The sequence below is a fragment of the Paenibacillus phyllosphaerae genome (genome assembly GCF_014192105.1).
Classification (GTDB): domain Bacteria; phylum Bacillota; class Bacilli; order Paenibacillales; family Paenibacillaceae; genus Paenibacillus_Z; species Paenibacillus_Z phyllosphaerae.
Genome location: NZ_JACHXK010000006.1, coordinates 1 through 15,384, shown reverse-complemented (window position 1 = coordinate 15,384; position 15,384 = coordinate 1). Strand labels below are relative to the sequence as shown.

Annotated in this window: 9 protein-coding genes; all 9 read right to left on the bottom strand. The window is 54.5% G+C overall.

Annotation, left to right across the window (positions count from 1 at the left end; all coding sequences use genetic code 11):
* Window positions 1–35: 35 nt before the first annotated feature.
* Window positions 36–1,634 (bottom strand): response regulator, encoded by a 1,599-nt coding sequence (locus FHS18_RS14695; RefSeq protein ID WP_183600843.1) that lies wholly within the window; start codon window positions 1,632–1,634, stop codon window positions 36–38.
* On the bottom strand, window positions 1,635–3,401 hold the full coding sequence (locus tag FHS18_RS14690; RefSeq protein ID WP_343060539.1) for a sensor histidine kinase: 1,767 nt from the start codon (window positions 3,399–3,401) through the stop codon (window positions 1,635–1,637).
* A gap of 522 nt (window positions 3,402–3,923) precedes the next feature.
* Window positions 3,924–6,815 carry an alpha-L-rhamnosidase gene (locus FHS18_RS14685; protein WP_183600842.1) on the bottom strand — a complete coding sequence of 964 codons (2,892 nt, stop codon included), beginning with the start codon at window positions 6,813–6,815 and terminating at the stop codon, window positions 3,924–3,926.
* A 30-nt stretch (window positions 6,816–6,845) separates the two neighbouring features.
* A complete protein-coding gene (locus FHS18_RS35165) occupies window positions 6,846–8,111 on the bottom strand; it encodes a family 1 glycosylhydrolase (protein ID WP_183600841.1) in 1,266 nt (421 codons plus the stop codon).
* 18 nt (window positions 8,112–8,129) lie between these two features.
* Entirely contained in the window at window positions 8,130–10,970 is a 2,841-nt protein-coding gene (locus FHS18_RS14675) for an alpha-L-rhamnosidase (protein ID WP_183600840.1), read from the bottom strand.
* 30 nt (window positions 10,971–11,000) lie between these two features.
* Window positions 11,001–11,891, bottom strand: a complete 891-nt coding sequence (locus FHS18_RS14670; protein WP_183600839.1) for a carbohydrate ABC transporter permease — start codon at window positions 11,889–11,891, stop codon at window positions 11,001–11,003.
* Between the two features lie 15 nt (window positions 11,892–11,906).
* The gene (locus tag FHS18_RS14665) at window positions 11,907–12,875 is read right to left on the bottom strand and encodes an ABC transporter permease (protein ID WP_246427659.1); all 969 of its coding nucleotides are present in this window, start codon (window positions 12,873–12,875) and stop codon (window positions 11,907–11,909) included.
* 292 nt (window positions 12,876–13,167) lie between these two features.
* Window positions 13,168–14,238 (bottom strand): Gfo/Idh/MocA family protein, encoded by a 1,071-nt coding sequence (locus tag FHS18_RS14660; RefSeq protein WP_183600838.1) that lies wholly within the window; start codon window positions 14,236–14,238, stop codon window positions 13,168–13,170.
* Between the two features lie 35 nt (window positions 14,239–14,273).
* A complete protein-coding gene (locus FHS18_RS14655) occupies window positions 14,274–15,065 on the bottom strand; it encodes a sugar phosphate isomerase/epimerase family protein (protein WP_183600837.1) in 792 nt (263 codons plus the stop codon).
* Window positions 15,066–15,384: the final 319 nt, after the last annotated feature.

Below are 15,384 nucleotides of genomic sequence, written 5' to 3'. Positions count from 1 at the left end.
CTCGAATCTCGACCTGATGACAACACAATTTCGACCTAATGGATCGGATCCTGTACGGGCTTCTGCTGCCGATACTCATTGGGATTCAGGCCCGTATGTTTACGGAAGTTCTTGGCAAAATGCGACAGGTTCGAATACCCGATACTCGCCGCAATGACGGTCACGGGCTGATCCGTGCCGGCGAGCAGTTCCATGGCGGCATTCATTCGTTCGTGCTGCAGGAATTCCGTCATGGACATGCCGGTCTCCTTCTTGAACATCCGGTTGATATAATCGGGATGAAGGAAGAAGGAAGCCGCAATGTTTTCCCGGTTCAGATCCTCTTGTATATGCTTCGATATATACGCTTTTACTTTATCCACGATCGAACCCGACGCTTCGAGATCTGCCGCGTAGTCGAACGACTTGTCGATCAGATGCTGCGCCCACAGCTTCAGATCCGTGATCGAACCCGATGCGCGCTCCAACAACTCAACCGAGCTGCGATCTTGGAACAACTGATGGGCCTGGATCCCCTTGTCGTGTAGAATCGAATAGGCGATCTGCAGCATATTCTGCACGAATTGATGCAGATCCGCTGAAGTTACGCCTGGCGTGGAACGAAGGGTGTCCAGAAAATCATTCACCTCCAGATGAATCTTCTTCCGGTTGCCTTCTTCCAGATGAATCCGCCACAGCTTCATATTCGGCCTCGGAATGGCTCCCGGCGCCCCGGCTGCCTTGCTCTGCAGAATGAGCGCTTCATTGTCGCTCGCCACATGATTCCGCTGCAGTTCTTCCAAGCGCCGACGCAACTCCGGCAGCTCATCCACCGGTGCACCCGCATCGCTGATATAACACGAAATATCGCAATAGAAGAACTTCCTGCAGCTCTCAATATAGGATTCCATGAGTACTTTGATCTCGGGTCCGTCCAAGGTCAGCTCGGTCAGAATAGCCAGCAGCCGTCCCCGCTCCAACGGCACGACCCCAACGCTCCGCCCGACGCCTTGCACCATTTCCTGCAGCGAATTCATGAGCGCGTACTCCAGGATCTTCTCATCGCGCAAGCTGAGCTGCTTGTGCCAGCGCCGTACCTGGATGAGAATCGGCATGACCTGCATATCGGCCGGCAGCTCGATATTCCGTTCCTTGGCGGCTGCTTGAATCGCGGCAGGATTCGAAGGAATCGCACGGCTAAGAATATCCAGCCAGAATCGTTCGAGGAACAACGGATGATGCTTTACCCAAGATTTGCTGCGCTGCTTAATCTCATCCTCTACCGTCCGCTGGCTGACCGCCTTACGGATCGCGGCCTCCAGATCTTCCGGCGGGATGGGCTTGAGCAGATAGTCCAAGCTGCCGAGCTGAATCGCCTTCTGCGCAAAAGTAAAATCCGCATGGCAGGTGAGGAAGATCGTAGCCGTAGTTGGCGATTGCTCCTTCACCCATGCCAGCAGCTCAATGCCGCTTTCCTGCGGCATCTCGATATCGCATAGCATGATGTCAATCTCATTCGTTTCGAATAGCTGTTTGGCTTGTTTGGCATTGCCTGCCGTCAAGACATTGTCTATGCCGACGCCTTCCCAATTCACGGCATTGACGACGCTTCGAATCGCAAGCGGCTCATCGTCAACGATCAATAGCTGTTTCATCTACGATACCTCCCCGGTTGAGCCTTCCTGATACAACGGAAGCCTGATTTGAACGATTGCTCCTTGCGGTTCATCGTTCCAGAACGCCATCTCTGCTTGATTACCGTACAAGAGTCTGAGCCGGTGCCAAATATTCCATACGCCGATATGCTCGCCTTGTTCGTCCACCACCCGCTGGCCCGCGTTCAGCAGCTCAAGCACATCCTCGCGGAACCCTTTCCCTTCATCCCTAATCATCAGGCGCATATATTCGCCGTGCTCCGTCTCATCCAGATCGATCACGACCTCGATGACCGGTACGGTTTCTCCATCGGGATAGGCATGTTTAAGCGCATTCTCCACGAAAGACTGAATGACCAGAGGCGGGATCGGAGCCTGCAGCAATGGATCGGCCACTTGAATGCGGGTCGTTAATTGCTGTTGGTAACGAAGCTCATGAATACCGATATAGTTGCGGACGTGTTCAAGCTCATCTTTCAGCGGCACGAAAGTCAGATTGCTGCGGAACATATAGCGGAAATATCGGACCAGGCGCAGCGTCATTTCTTTAATGAGCTCATAATCTCGATCAAGCGCCAGGCTGTAGATCAGATTGAGCGTATTCATGAAAAAGTGCGGATTGATCTGAAGCTGCAAATGTTGGAGCTCGGCCTTCTGCTTATCGAGTTGCTCTTCGTACACGTGAATCTTCAGTTCCTCGATCTGCTCCATCATCCGGTTGAACATCGTATGGACGATCGTGAATTCCTCCGACGTCCGGATCGGCTCAATGCGCGTATTGACGTTCCCGTCGCCGATTCGCTTCATCGCCGCTACGATCCGGTTAAGCGGAACAAGCACGACTTTGCGGATAAAGAGGAAGAACGCGGGCAAGAGCAGCACCCCGATAACCGATATGAAGACGACGATCCGATTGAGATACGGAAGATTCTGCAGAACGGTAGCCGTCGGAATGACGGCCGCCAAGCTGAAGTCACCTTTGGCCGAATGCTCGCTGACGACCAAATAGTCCTCATCGTCTCCGGCGGTCAGGAATGTCTCCTTCTGCTCTCCCGTCAACGCCAGCCGATGCGACTGCCAATAACCGATGTCCGTAAGCGGCTGATTCTGTTCGTTCAGGAAAAGCGAGGCTCCGTCGGCCCCCAAATTGACATAGGCCAGCGGGCTCTTGAGCGTCTGCATGTTCACCCAGGCGCCGACCCACACATCTCCAGAACGTAAGACCCGGAACAAGTAGTGGTTTCCTTCAATATTCCTAACGAACCATGCTCGGCTTAAACGGCCTTCTTGACCACTCGTGAACAACTTGTCTTCGATGTATTGGACGACCTTGTCGTATTCATCCATATCCACTTCGTCAACGGCATCGGCGGCTATCCTCTCCCGTTCCGGGGAATAGACGAATATCGAATTTACCATCGTCTTGTACATGAGCAGGTCGGTTGTTAATTGGTTGGTGAGCGAAAGCTGCGACAAGACGAAATCGTCCTCTGACCGCGGCCTGTCCAAAATCTGTACATTGTAGTTGGAAGCCGCAAGCCCAACGAGATACTGATCCACGTTACCAAGTCCCGTGTCGATCTCTTGCATATAGAGCGAGATCATATTCCGGTTCGAGATGGAGACTTGATTATGTACGACACTCGCCGCGTAGTAATTGTAAAAATGCAGAAGCGCGATAAGCGGCCCGATTGTGAGCAAGCCGCCAAGCGCCAGCTTCATGCCGATAGAGTTTTTTCCCATCCAAGGGTATGGAAACCACTTCACTTTTTATGTACCTCCCCCTTAGGTTCCCCTCGCCCCATCGTTTTTCCCCCTCGCCCCTTCCCCCTCCGCCGAGGGGAACAAAGGGCAACCGCCCTCTTGACACCCGTAAGTGGCGAGACACGTAACGCGGCCGTCTTCGATCTGTCCTTTCGGCGGTGGGCCGCTTTTGTCCTGACGGAATGATCGCATGCATATGAGGCATGCAGCATTCCATAAGGACAAAGCTCTGAGTCGAGCTTCGTTCGCAGCTTTGATGCCTTGGGAGGTGACCTGAGCGTTTGCGGATATAGCATTTCAACGTGCTGACTATCGCTTTTGTCCGCAAGCGGACAAAGCTTACTTTTCTTTTTCAAGACCACTAAATTCAAAAGACCGCCATGAAATCTGGCGGTCGATATCGTTATATCATAGCAAAAACGAGTGGATGAGCCCAATAAGTTCCTGCTTAAAGTTTCTCATCCTATCGGGAGGACTATGCAAGGAATGAACCTTCTCCGTGAAAAAGGCAGCCCATTGACCGACTTAACCAACAACCCTGTTCAGTTCCTGGAGCAGCTTCGCCACTCTTTCTGCCGTGATCCCTTTTTGCGGATCCTCGGTCAGCTGTTTCAGGCTTAACTTGCCGACGTAGAACTTCAGCGGCGGGCGCTCGATTTCAGGTAGATGACGAGACAGGATCGCCCGGTCTTCTTCGTATGCCAACATGTCGCGGATCAACGTGTTTTCCGTGAAGACGACTTGGAACAGCAGATCATTCCGATACGTGAACGTATAGTCGCCTGAACCCACTTGGAGGTACAAACCTTCGTTTGACTCGTCGCCAAGTTTAATACCATCCATCGTATCTAGCGCTTGACCATTCACCCGCACCTCGGACGCCGATGCGCCATGCAGCCGTACTTCTGCTTGCGTGTTGGCCGGGATGCGAACGGTTATCTCGATCTGACCGCCCTCCACCCGCCAGCCCGAATGAATCTCGCCGTACATCGATTCGAAGGACGCCTGCGCATAACTCATGCCTCTTATCCCGAGCTTCGGATGGATGCGGATCTTCTTATAAGCCGGGGCCGACTCGTCCATATCGAGGCCGGCTACTCTACGGTACAGCCAATCGCCGATCGAACCGTACGCGTAATGGTTGAAGGAATTCATATTGTCGGACCAGAACGAGCCGTCCGCTTTGATGCTGTCCCAATGCTCCCAGACCGTCGTCGCGCCTTTCGTAATCGGATACAGCCAACCCGGGTAGCTTTCCTGCTGCAGCAGTTTCATGGCTGTCTCATGGTAGCCATTGCCCGATAACGCGAAGCACAGATAAGGCGTGCCGACGAAGCCAGTCGTCAGATGGTAGTCGTTCTCGACGATCAGCTCGTTCAAGTCACGTGCAATCCGCTCGCGGATCGGACCTTCCACCAAGTCAAAGACGAGCGCGAGTACATGAGCGGTTTGCGTAGGCGACGCCATGCGCCCGAACGGCGTGACGTACTCGCCTCTGAATTGCGCGACGATCCCATCTAGCAGATGTCCATAATCCGTGGCATCCTCAGTCTTACCCAGAATTTCCGCACTGTTCCGCAACAGCCGCGTGGAGTAGGCATAATACGCCGTTGCGACGAGATCGCGCGGCGTCGCGCCGACATAGCTGTTCTCTTTGGCATCCAGCGCCAGCCAATCCCCGAATTGGAAACCGGTGTTCCAGGCATGCTCGTTCGTTCCTTGCGCCCGGATATAATCCACCCACGCTTTCATGCTGTCATATTGCTCTTCCAGCAAGCGCGTATCGCCATAGATTTGGTACAGCGTCCACGGAATAATGACCGCCGCATCGCCCCAGCCGGCCGCAGAGTCCCCGTTCATGACGTTCGGGATGACGAAAGGCACGCCGCCGCCCGGCAGCTGATCCGCTTTCAGATCGCGCATGTATTTGGTGAACATCGGGCCGCCCTGATAATTGAACAACGCCGTCGCGACGAACACTTGCGCGTCCGCCGTCCAGCCCAGCCGCTCGTTGCGCTGCGGACAATCCGTCGGCACGTCGAGGAAATTCCCGCGCTGCCCCCAGACGATATTCTGCTGCAGCTTACCCACGAGCGGATCGGAGCAAGCGAAGCTGCCCGTGCGGGTCATGTCCGTATGCAGCACTTGGCCGACGAAGTTATCGATCGGCAAGATGCCGCCAGCCATCATCGGATACCCTTCGACTCGCACATACCGGAAGCCTTGGAACGTAAACTTCGGCGCATACGCTTCCGTCCCGTTCCCGCTGGCGATATATTCGATCTCCTGCTTGGCTTCCTTCAGATTGCCGAAATAGATATTGCCATCCTTATCGAGCACCTCGGCATGCCTCAGCACGATGCGAGTACCGGCAGGAGCTTCGACCGTCAGCCGGATGCGTCCGACCATATTTTGCCCCATATCCAGCACGGTATCGCCATTCGGCGTACGCAACACCGCAACCGGACGAATTTCTTCGGTCACGCGAACCGGCTCATTCTCCTGAGCGACGAGCTTATCCGTCGGTCCGTCGATCGTTTCGACCGCTCCCCAACCGGAATCATCGTAACCGCCGAGGCTCCACCCTGCTTGTTCTAAGCGGGCATCGTATTTCTCCCCGTTATAAATATTGCTGTACACGACCGCGCCCGTGCTCGACTTCCAGCCGGAATCCGAGCCGATCCAAGCTTCCGAACCATCCTCGTAGGAAATCCACAGCTGCAGAATCCCCGCGCGGCGATCGCCATAGCGGAACCGGCTGTCGCCCATCCCGCCCTTGTACCAGCCATCCGCCAGCATGAGGCCAATACCGTTCGCGCCGGACTGCAGCAGCTCGGTTACGTCGTACGTTTGGTACTGGGTCCGATGTTCGTAACTGGTCCAACCCGGCGTAAGCTCTTCGTCACCGTGACGATTGCCGTTCACATACAGCTCATATAGGCCAAGCGCTGATACGTAGGCTCGCGCAGCCGCAATCCGTTTGTCGACGGCGAAGCTTGTTCGCAGCAGGAAGGCTTCCTCTGCGTCCGGGTCGATTGCGTCCGCAGCTGGCGTGATCCAACCCGCTGTCCAGTTGCCCGTATCCAGCAAGCCGTTCTCCCACCAGGAAACTTCGCTCCAGTCCGACTCGCTTCCGTATGAATCCCATACCTTCACCCGATAGTAATAACGGGTCTGCGCCGCTAGTTCGGAGCCGGCGTACTCGACATGAAGGGACTGGTCGGATTGGATCTGGCCGCTGTCCCATTCCGGACTTCCGAACGAGATGTCCGACGACGCTTGGATGCGGTAAGCCGCCTGCATCGTGTTATGGCGGTCGGAACGGATTTTCCAGCTCAGTCTGGGCTTCCGAACATCCAACCCCAGCGGATTAATTCTATATTCACAGGACAGGCCGAATGCCTTTACCTGACTCATACGATTCATTCCCTTCTTAGATAGCGACTTCTAACCTTCCAGCGTCTTCGACTCGGCAAATCGGCCTAAGTAGCGCGCGCTCTCCTTGACCTGTCGCTCTTGCGTTGCGCGGTCAACCGCAATGAGACCGAAGCGCATGGAATAGCCCGCATTCCATTCGAAATTGTCGAACGTCGTCCAGTGCAGGTAGCCCCTGGCGTCAATGCCATCCTCGATGCATGCATGCACGCCTTGAAGTCCGCGCCGAATGAACTCGACGCGTCGCTCGTCATCATCCGTAGCTACGCCATGCTCTGTGATGAAGATCGGCAGCTTGATCGACTTCGCGACTTTGCGAAGGACTTGCCCGAGCGCTTCGGGACAATACTCGTATTTCATCTGGGTCAGCTCGGCATCCGGTTCAGGCTTCATCCGGCCTTCCGGACCATATACTTCACGCGTATAATTTTGCAGACCGAAGAAATCATCACCCTCGATCGCCGGCAAATATTGTTCAAAATATTGCTGCCACTTCGCAGCTGCGATCTCTTCCCCGCCAGGAACGGACTGAATATCGGACAATGCCATGGACAGCCCGACCTTGGTGTCCGGCTGCAGTTGCTTGATCACTTGTCTGGCGCGGCGATGCGCATCCTTGAGCAATTCGATCTTCTTCTCGTCCGAAATCATATGGAACGTGATGTAACGATCTACGGTCGTACCGCACAGTTGTGCCGCAGACTCTCTCCATTTGGGCGCTGCCCATGCCTTTCCGGCAATGCCGACCGGCGGGATCAGCCCGATATTGCTGAACACCTCGCGAAGCATGACCGGCAGATTCACCTCGTTAAAGGTGAGCACGTACGGAATGAGATCACCAATCTCGCGGAACACGAATTCGCAATAGTTCGCGAACCGTTCGGGCGTATCTTCGCTGCCCCATCCGCCGAACCGCATGAGCCACTGCGGCGACGAGAAATGATGCATCGCCACAAAAGGAGTAAGACCGTATTCGTAACAGGCGTTCAGCACATCCCGATAATGAGCAATCGCCGACTTCGAGTATTGCCCGGGCGCCGGTTCCACGCGCGCCCACTCGATCGAGAAGCGATACGCTTTCAATCCAAGGCTCGCCATAAGCGCAATATCTTCCCGATACAGCCGGTAATGGTCGATCGCATCGCCGGATTTGTCCGCATAAGGAGAACCTTCCGCATGTTCTTCTGCCCAAAAATCGCTATTCGTATTATTGCCTTCCACCTGATACGCAGCCGTCGCGGAACCTACGATAAAGTCCTTCGGAAAGTTCGTATTCACAGCAATCACTCCTAATCGTTAGTTGTCATAATCGACAGCGATCTGAATGGCTTTCAGTTGGACATCGATCGCTTCGAGCTTCTCTGCCGACAGCTTTAGGAACGGTTTGTGCACATGTTCCCTGAGCGAATTCTGGGCCAACATGCTTGGAAGCTCGAGGAGCTGAGGCAGATAATCCGCCAGGGCCGCATGCGTCCGCTCGTCCTGTACGAGCTCCTTAATCAGCATATCAACGTTGTAATACTTGATATAAGGCTCCGTCGGCATATAGCCGAATTCGTACGTGCCGCTTACGACTGTCACATGCACCGACTGTCCAACCTGCTCGGCTGGCAATCCCGCTTCCGACAGCAACTTCCCGTTGACCGAGACCTGTTCCAACAGGGCATCAGGCAATTTTACGGAAGCTGAAGCATTGAACGGGATCACGAAGCGGAATGACAACGATCCGTCTTCTTGCAGCTTCCATTCGCTCTCATACCGTCCCGAGGCGGAATCCAGCGCAGCCTTCACGAATTTCATCCGGTAATCCGGCTTCGGCGCGAGTCTCACCTCTCGGAATCCCGGCTTATCCTCAACGGGATTAATGCCCGCCATTGCGCGGTACATCCATTCCGCGATCGAACCGTAAGCGTAATGATTCAGCGAATTCATGTCCGTGCCGCTGATCTTGCCGTCCGGCAGAACGGAATTCCATCGTTCCCAGATCGTCGTCGCTCCCATCGTGACCGCGTACAGCCAACTCGGATAATCCTTGTTCAGCAGCAGCGTATAAGCCAGATCATTGCAACCGTTATCCGACAGAACCCGGCATAAGTATGGCGTACCGACGAACCCGGTCTTCAGATGGTTGTTGTCCCGCATCAGTCGTGCTCTCAGATCGCTGACGATTCTTTCACGGTGCGCGTCCGGTACGAGGTCTATAAACAACGCCAGCACGTAGGAAGTCTGCGTCTGCAGGGCAAGCCGTCCCGTTACGGTAAAATACTCCTCCCGAATCGCGGTGCGAACCGCGTTCGACAGCTCTTCATATTCCTGCGCTATCTCCACGTTCCCGAGCGCACGTGCCGCTTTGGCCACTAGCCCAGCGGAATAACAATAGTAAGCCGAAGCGATGAACGCCCGATCCGTGCCGCCCATCGGCGAATTCGGGTCATCGCCGTCCAAGGCCAACCAGTCTCCGAAGTGGAAGCCGACCGTCCACAAACGTTTCCCGCCGGATTCGTCGTCCGCGCGTTTCATATAGTCGACCCAAGCCTTCATGCTCGCGAACTGCTGCTTCAAGATGGCTTTATCGCCATATTGCAGATAGACCGTCCATGGAATGACTGTCGCCGCGTCGCCCCATGCGGAAGAACCGCCTTCTTTCAAGTTGAAGCTCGGCACGACCATCGGTACCCGGCCATCGGCAGCCGCCTGCTCTTGCCACAGGTCATAGCCGTATTTCGCGAAGAACGCGTACGTATCCATGTTGAAGGTCGCCGTCCCGGCGAACACTTGCGCATCTCCTGTCCAGCCCAGACGTTCATCCCGCTGCGGGCAGTCCGTCGGCACGTCCAGGAAGTTGCCCTTCTGACCCCACATCGCATTGAGGAACAAACGGTTAACGAGCGGATTGCTCGTCTCGATATGCCCGGTCGTATCCATGTCGGAATACAGCACGCACCCGGTAAAATCTTCGGCTTTCAGTTCACCGTGCCAGCCGGACACCTTCACATAGCGGAACCCGAAGAACGTAAAACGCGGCCTTACCGTCTGCTCGCCGCCGTCCGAAATGAAGCGGTATTCCGCCAGTGCGGTACGCAAGTTATCCCGATAGAAATTGCCCTCTTGCAGCAATTCGCCGTATTGCAAAAGGATCTCCGTCCCTTGCGGCGCTTGAGTCCGGAACTCTACCCAGCCCACCATATTCTGGCCGAGGTCCAGCACCGTCTCTCCCGCCGGCGTATGGAGGACTTCGATCGGAGTAAGTCTCTCTTTGATCACAACCGGCAAACTGAGTCTCGCTGTCAGTTTCTCATATCCGATATCTGCAACGGTTACGCCGTACCGGCTCGTATCCGCGAACGTGGCATCGAACACTTCCCCGTCATACAAGTTGCTCGCCTGGATCGCGCCCTTCCTGGCCCGCCAGGTCTCGTCGGTGCTGACGATTGCCGTCGTTCCGTCCGCATAGGCGATGACGATCTCGCATAACGCGGCGAACCGGTCGCCGTAGAAGTCGCTCTCTCCGCCGTTGAAGCCGAAGCGGCCCTTGTATAAGCCATTGCCCAGCGCAATCTCGACTTGATTGTCTCCCTTTACAAGCAGTTCCGTGACATCGTAGGTTTGATATTGCAGCCACTTGTCATAGGCGTTGAAATTCGGGGTTAAGTATTCGTTCCCGGCTTTGCGGCCGTTCAGTTCCATCTCATATAAACCTAAGCCGCACACATAAGCTCTGGCGCTCTTAATTTCGCCTTCCGCGCGGAAGTTCTTCATCAACACGGGATGAATCTCGGGGTCAAGCTCCGGCGCGATCCACTTGGCCTGCCAGTCTTCCTCCATCTTGGCCGTTTCGAACCAAGCGGTATCGCTCGTCGCGGTATCGCCGTTATCCCCCCATACGGTCACCTGCCAGTAATAGCGGGTCCGGGCCGCAAGCGTAACCGGAAGCTCGTAAGCAAGACTGTCGATCGATTCGCTCTTGCCGCTGTCGAAGACGATATCGTCGAACGTATCATTCAGCGCGACGACGATCTGTGCCGCGATTTGTTTGGTCGCAGCCGTATCCATAACCACATAGGACAGCCGAGGCTGTCCTAGATCGAATCCGAGCGGATTGATGATTCGGTTTGTTTTCATATTCGTAATGCGCATGGATCGGTTCCCCTTTGCGTTCAAGTTCGATTAGCCTTTGACCGCGCCGCCTGCGATGCCCTTCACGAAGAAGCGCTGGAAGAACGGATAAGCGATGAGAATCGGAAGCGTGCCGATGACGGCGATAGCCATACGAGCCGTTTCGCCCGGCAGCTCTACTTGGGCAGCACCGGCGCCATACGCGGAGTTCGCGTTTTTGAGCGCGTCGATATTCTGCATAATCTGGTTCAGCAGCATCTGGATGCTGTACAGATCCGGGTTCGTAATGTAGATCAAGCCATTGTTCCAGTCGTTCCAGTACATGATGCCGGTGAACAGACCGATCGTCGCCATAATAGGCAGCGCGAGCGGCAAGACCATCTGGAAGAAAATCCGGTACTCCCCGGCGCCGTCGATCCGCGAAGACTCGAGCACCGGCGCCGGAATGGCGGTCATGAAGAAGGAGCGCGCCAGCAGGACGTTAAAGCCGTTCATGAGCAGGCCCGGAACGAGCAGCGCCCAGATCGTATTCTTCATATCGAATACTTGCGTGTAGACCAGGTACGTCGGTACCAGACCGCCGTTGAACAGCAGCGTGAAGAACACGAGGAAAGCGTAGATCCGGTGTCCGGGCATGTCCTTTTTGGATAACGCATAACCCAGCATAGCCGTCATGAGCAGGCTCACGGACGTACCGACGACCGTGACGAGTACGGTGATGCCATAAGCTTTGCCAATCGTCGAAATGTTGCCGATCAGGTAATTGTAGGCGTCCAAGCTGAAGTGCTTCGGAATGAAGCCGTAGCCATCCGTCAGAATGTCATTCTCCGTGCTGAACGAAGCCGAGATCAGAAGGATGAATGGAATGATGCACAGGATACATAATACAGACAGCAAGATATGGGAGATCCACTGCCATAGTTTCGAGTCATTGTTGTTCATGCATCTCACCTCGTCTTAGAATAGTGCGTTATCTTTGCTGAATTTGCGAACCGCGTAGTTCGATAGAATGACCAGGATGAATCCGACGATCGATTGATAGAAGCCGGCCGCGGCGGACATGCCGATATCGTTGTTGACGAGCAATCCGCGGAATACGTAGGTATCGATTACGTTCGTCGTATCGTAGATCATGCCGGAATTCATCGGCACTTGATAGAACAAGCCGAAGTCGGAGTAGAAAATCCGTCCGATGGCAAGCAAGGTCAGCGTAATGATCGTCGGCGCGATAAGCGGAATCGTGACCGTACGGAACTGCTGCCATTTGCTCGCGCCGTCCAAAGTCGCCGCTTCGTAGTATTCCTGATCGATGCCGATAATGGCAGCCAGATAGACGATGCAGTTGAAGCCGACCGACTTCCACAGGCTTACGATGGTAAGAATATAAGGCCAGTATTTCGACTCCATGTACCATGAGATGGGCTCAAGACCGAGCATGGGCAGAATCGTATTGTTCAGATAACCTTGCTCGCTGCCGAGGAAGCCGAACACCAGATAGCTCACGATGACCATCGAGATAAGGAACGGCAGCAGGATGACCGTCTGATACGCCCGCGAGAAGAAGCGGTTCTTCACTTCATTGAGCAGAATCGCGACGCCGACCGACAGGATCAGGCCGAGTACGATGAAGGTGCCATTATACAGCAGCGTGTTCCGGGTAATAATATAGGCGTCCGTCGTTTGGAACAGGAACTTGAAGTTGGTCAGCCCGTTCCAGTCGCTGCCGAGGATCCCCCAGATCCCGCCTGAGTAATCGATATCTTTGAAGGCGATGACGAGTCCGAACATAGGTAAGTAGTTATTGATGAGCAAGTAGATCATGCCGGGAAGCATCATCACCAGGATCGGCAAGTAAGGTTTGAATTTGCGGCGTGTTTTCCGAACCGCTTGCTGCGTGTCAGAGGACGCGATCGTTTTCGTCGTCATAGTGGTTCTCCTTCCGGTCTTAAGCAAGTTTGTACATTCATCATAAAAAAATGCGGTCCCCCTCACTACTCTGTATTCGACTTCGTAACAACACAATTTCGACCTCTTCGATCACGTCATTCAGGCGCATAACGCAAAAAACGACCACCCCCGATAGAATCGGCAAGTGATCGTTGTATATTCCTATTCAGCCAAGAATCAGCCAGTTCGAGCAATTCAACCCTCTAACCGTGCGAGCACAACCCCGCTGCCCCTGCAACGCCTGCGTCTTTAAATAACTCGGCCTCTTCCGCTACCTTGCGCCTACTAGATTTGGTTGGAACGTAACCGCCCGATTCTCTGCTGCCGACCGATAGAACGCGTCGACGATCGACATGAAGTAGACGCCGTGTTCCGCGGGCGCCAGAGGCTGACGGCCGGTGAGAATGCAGCCCGTGAAATGCTCGAATTCATTCAGCCGCTTCACGTTCGGATTCAGCTTCGGCTGCATGTCGATGCAAGTATCGAACTGCTCGGTGAACAAGCTGAGCTTGCCGTTCTCGAATTTAACGCCGCCTTTGGTTCCGATCAGCTCATAGTAAGCGCGATCCTGCTCAATATTGGACGCCCAGCTGAATTCGAAGCTGACCGATGCGCCGTTTGCAAGTTTCAGGAAGCCGACCGCGCTGTCTTCGACGTCGAATACCCCTGCCGGATTGCCTTTGTATCCGTTACGATTGCGGGAATCGGTGTTCGTAAAGGTCTGTCTGGTGTTCCCCGCGATGTAGGCAGGTTCCGGCATGCCCATGAGGTACAGCACCAGATCCAGATAGTGGACGCCAAGGTCGATCATGACGCCGCCGCCGGATAACGCGCGATTCGTGAACCACGTGCCGCGTCCGGGAATGCCGCTTCTGCGGATCCAGCCCGCCTTGGCCTCATAGATATCGCCCAGCAAACCGGCGTCGATATACTGTTTCACCAACACCGCTTCGTTCGTAAAACGGTTGTTCAAGCCAACCATCAGCTGCTTACCGGATCGCTGCCTGGCCGCCAGAATCTCGCGCGCTTCCGCTTCGTTGACGGCGAGCGGCTTCTCGCAGTGAACGTTGACGCCTTGGCTCAGCGCGTAGATCGAGATTTCCGCGTGCAGGAAGTTCGGCGTGCATACGCTTACAACATCGAGCTTCTCCCGCTCCAGCATCTCTCTGTAATTCGTGTAGACGGCCGGAATATCGTATTTATCCGCCAGTGCTTGAGCCGCAGCCGGATTCACGTCGCACACTGCCGCCAGTTCGACGTGTGGCAGACCGCGGTAACCCGCAATATGTTTCTTCTCGGCATTGCTGCCTGCCCCGATCAATCCGTATCTTAGTTTCTCCATCCTCATGCCGCCTCCTTAGTGGTCGATCCGATCATCTATCCCCGGAACAAAAGCTCGTTCATATAGCGAATCGTATACTGAATGCCTTGTTCCCCCAGCTCCCCTGTCCATACCGGAGAATGAGGTTCAATGCTGAGTCCGCCCGTGTAGCCCTTCACGCGAAGCAGCGACAGGAACGTCTTCCAATCGGTCTGATCCAGTCCTGCCGGCGGATCGTCGACGCGCTGGCCCCCCACGATCATCGAACCTTTCAAGTGGACATGCCGGTACCGATCTCCCCAATCGAGCGTCTCTTGCAAGTAGTCTCCGCCAAAATAACGGCTGTGCGATGGATCGAACTTAATGCCCAGTTCCTTCAGATGGCCGTGAATGATCGTCCATGCTGCAGGATTATGGACGAAATTCACCTTACGGCAATTGTAAGTGGAGATATGAACCCCTTTGCCTTGCGCATACTCCATGAGCATGGTGAAAAATGCAATGGCAGACGTACAGTTCTCGTAATAGGAACGTTCCTCGACGTAATTGCATCCAACGACCACATTCTCGCAGCCGAGATCGCTGGCTGTATCGATGAGCTTACGGCAGATCTCGAGCTCGCTCGGAATTACGCGGCCTTCCTGATCGATCCGGACCGATTTCCAACGGCCGACCGAGGCGATCTGCTGGCCATATACTTGCATCCATTCCTTGATCTGCGCTCTGCTGCGGTAGAAGTCTTCGCCGTCGTTTCCTTCATTAATGCAGAACTCCAGGAACTCCAATCCCATACGCTGCGCCCGATTGAAGCTTTCCTCGACCGGCTGCGCGATAATGCCTAGCTTCATGCCTGCCACTCCCTTTGCGGTATCTCTAACCTGCATTTATATAAACCATTTACATAGAGTTAACCCTTAACATGATGATAACACATCTGATTTCAACCTGCAACGAAAAAAGTTCACGCGCCAAGATCGTAACGAGCCTCTTTTAATGTAGCACGCGCGATACATCCATCGTAAATACGCCCCAAAATGCACGAAAAAAAGACTGCCGAGCCATGCTCAGGCAGTCAGGCTGTCGAGAAAGTCTCGACAGCCTTTCTTATGCTCAATGAATTTAACACGACACCGCGTTAATGTTGTATAATGGAAGTAACCATTAATA

What these genes read in the sequence shown, in the direction of transcription:
- FHS18_RS14695 (WP_183600843.1), bottom strand. Translation starts at nt 1,634, where the DNA reads ATGAAACAGCTATTGATCGTTGACGATGAGCCGCTTGCGATTCGAAGC.
- FHS18_RS14685 (WP_183600842.1), bottom strand. Translation starts at nt 6,815, where the DNA reads ATGAGTCAGGTAAAGGCATTCGGCCTGTCCTGTGAATATAGAATTAAT.
- FHS18_RS14675 (WP_183600840.1), bottom strand. Translation starts at nt 10,970, where the DNA reads ATGCGCATTACGAATATGAAAACAAACCGAATCATCAATCCGCTCGGA.
- FHS18_RS14670 (WP_183600839.1), bottom strand. Translation starts at nt 11,891, where the DNA reads ATGAACAACAATGACTCGAAACTATGGCAGTGGATCTCCCATATCTTG.
- FHS18_RS14665 (WP_246427659.1), bottom strand. Translation starts at nt 12,875, where the DNA reads ATGACGACGAAAACGATCGCGTCCTCTGACACGCAGCAAGCGGTTCGG.
- FHS18_RS14660 (WP_183600838.1), bottom strand. Translation starts at nt 14,238, where the DNA reads ATGGAGAAACTAAGATACGGATTGATCGGGGCAGGCAGCAATGCCGAG.
- FHS18_RS14655 (WP_183600837.1), bottom strand. Translation starts at nt 15,065, where the DNA reads ATGAAGCTAGGCATTATCGCGCAGCCGGTCGAGGAAAGCTTCAATCGG.